2 protein-coding genes and 2 pseudogenes are annotated in these 2,463 nt (G+C 71.9%); all 4 read left to right on the top strand.

Going from position 1 to position 2,463, the window contains the following annotated elements; all coding sequences use genetic code 11:
- Positions 1-192 (top strand): annotated as a pseudogene (locus tag VFM98_RS18435) (hydratase); the annotation flags it as partial.
- 15 nt (positions 193-207) lie between these two features.
- Complete coding sequence (locus tag VFM98_RS18430) at positions 208-939, top strand: transglutaminase family protein (protein ID WP_325111354.1); 732 nt, start codon at positions 208-210, stop codon at positions 937-939.
- Positions 940-1,048: 109 nt separating this feature from the next.
- A complete protein-coding gene (locus VFM98_RS18425) occupies positions 1,049-2,104 on the top strand; it encodes a L,D-transpeptidase (RefSeq protein WP_325111353.1) in 1,056 nt (351 codons plus the stop codon).
- A pseudogene (locus VFM98_RS18420) lies at positions 2,101-2,463 on the top strand (hypothetical protein); the annotation flags it as partial. The gene VFM98_RS18425 and the pseudogene VFM98_RS18420, both read left to right, overlap by 4 nt.

The following is a 2,463-nucleotide window of genomic DNA, read 5'->3' as shown; positions in this document are numbered from 1 at the left end:
CTCGATGGCCCGCTGCACGCCCTGGCGCACTTCCTCGCGGCGCTGCGCGACTGCCCCGGCGCGCCGGACCTGCAGCCCGGCGACGTGGTGACCACCGGCACGTGGACGGATGCGTGGCCGGTGCACCGCGGCGAGCGCTGGAGCGCAGAATTCGATCCTCCGCTCGCGCCGCTGGCGGTGCGCTTCGTCTGAACTTCCGGGAACAGCATGTCCATCGACGATCCCCAGACCTGCCTCGCGTCCGCCTCCATCGTGGACAGCGACCATGCCCTCGTGCGTGAATTCGCGGCCCGCCACGCCCGCGGCGAGACCGACCGCGAGCGCGCGGTGGCGCTGTACTACGCGGTGCGCGACGAGTTCCGCTACGACCCCTACCGCATCGACCTGAGCGAGCGCGGCATGCGCGCGAGCACGGTGATCGAGATCGGCTATGGCTGGTGCGTCACCAAGGCGGCGCTGCTGGCAGCGGCCTGCCGCGCCGCCGGCATCCCGGCGCGCATGGGCTTCGCCGACGTACGCAACCATCTCTCCACCCAGCGCATGCGCGAGACGATGGAGACCGACATCTTCACCTGGCACGGCTACGCGGACCTGTGGCTGGAAGGCCGCTGGGTCAAGGCGACGCCGGCCTTCAACCTCACGCTGTGCGAGCGCTTCGGCCTGCTGCCGCTGGAGTTCGACGGCCGCGAGGATTCGATCTACCACCCGTTCGACAAGTCGGGGCAGCGCCACATGGAGTACCTGGTGGACCGCGGCCGCTTCCACGACCTGCCTCTGGCGGAGTTGGTGGCCGACTTCCGCACCCGCTACCCGCGCTGGCTGCGCGAAGCGGGCACGGTGAGCGAGCTCAGTGGCAGCGACTTCCTGGCGGACGTGGCGCGCGAGCCGGGGCTCGCTCCGGCCGCGGGCCGCGGGCCCGAGGCAGAGCCACCCCGGTAATACCTTCGTCGCTCCAGCAAGCCGCCGCCGACCGGCTGCTTGGCTGCGTGACTACAAGGATCCTCGCGCCGCAGCGCTACGGTAAGGCATTCCTCATTGGAGCCTTGCCATGCCCAAGCATTCCTTCCTGCTGCGTGCGCTGGCGCTGGCGCTGCCGCTGGGCCTCGCGGCCCTGCCGGCCACCGCGCCCGCTGCCACGCATGCCAGCAAATCGCACCACGCTTCCTCCAGCAAATCGAAGTCCGTCGTGCCGGCCAACTTCCCGGCCGACGCGACCCAGCACATCCAGCAGCTGAACGCGGACACCTCGATGCCGGCGCTCGCCAAGGGCGCCAAGGGGCCCGAGGTGATCCGCGCCCAGGTGCTGCTCGATCGCGCCTGGTTCTCCGTCGGCGAGATCGACGGCAGCTTCGGCGCCAACATGGAGCGCGCGGTCAAGGCCTTCCAGGTCTCGCGCGGCCTGCCGGTGACGGGCAAGATGGACGAGGCGACCTGGCAGGCGCTGGCGCCGCAGAACGCGCCTGCGTTCGCCACCTACGTGCTGACCGACGCCGACATCAACGGTCCGTTCGTGAAGATTCCCGGCGATCCCGAGCTGGAGGCGCAGCTGCCCTCGCTCGGCTACCAGAACATGGCGGAGGCGATCAGCGAACGCTTCCACATGAGCCCCAAGCTGCTCGCCGCCCTCAACAAGGGCCGGCCCGCGCAGGCGGGGCAGGCGATCGTGGTCACCGACGTCGGCCGCGCCACGGCAGCGCCGGCGGGCGCCGTCGCGCTGCGCATCGACAAGTCCGACAAGGTGCTGTACGTGCTGGGCGCCGACCGGGTGCTGGGCGCCTTCCCGATCAGCCTGGGCGAGCCGCCGCTGCCGCTGGGGCAGTTGCAGATCGTCACCAAGGCCAAGAATCCCGATTACAGCTACGACCCCTCGCTGCTGCGCGAGCCCAAGAGCGACCAGAAGCTGAAGCTGCCGCCGGGCCCGAACAACCCGGTGGGCGTGATGTGGCTGGGCCTGAGCAAGGAGCACGCGGGCATCCACGGCACGGCCGAACCGTCGCAGATGGCGCGCGTCACCACCAACGGCTGCGTGCGCCTCACCAACTGGGACGTGCTGCGGCTGTCCACGCTCGCCGGCCCCGGCATGACGGTGGAGGTGCAGGCATGAGGACGCGCTGGCAACTCGCGCTGCTCGCGGCCGTTGCCGCACTGGGCCTGCAGGGCTGCGACCCGTCGCCGCCGCAGACGACAGTGCAGCCGCCGCAGGCCTCGCTGCCGGACGACACCGTGCTGCCAGGATCCGAAGGCGCGCCGCCGCAGGTTGCCGCGACGCCGCCGCAGGCGCAGCCGGCGACGCCACCCGCGCAGCCGCAGACCAACGCGATGGGGGCGCCGGGCGCACCGGCGCCCTCCGCGCAGGTGCCGGGCGGGCAGGGCACGGCCACCATGACCGAGATGTGGCAGTGGCAGGGCGGACAGGCCGGCGCCAGCAGCGGCGCCGCCGCGGCGCCGCCCGCCGCGGCCACG

The organism is Ramlibacter sp. (assembly GCF_035706265.1).
GTDB lineage: Bacteria > Pseudomonadota > Gammaproteobacteria > Burkholderiales > Burkholderiaceae_C > Ramlibacter.
Note: the sequence above shows the minus strand (reverse complement) of the source record. Positions and strands in the feature narration are given on the sequence as shown.

Excerpts from the sequence above, each read along its gene's own strand:
- VFM98_RS18430 (WP_325111354.1), top strand. The coding sequence starts at position 208 with ATGTCCATCGACGATCCCCAGACCTGCCTCGCGTCCGCCTCCATCGTG.
- VFM98_RS18425 (WP_325111353.1), top strand. The coding sequence starts at position 1,049 with ATGCCCAAGCATTCCTTCCTGCTGCGTGCGCTGGCGCTGGCGCTGCCG.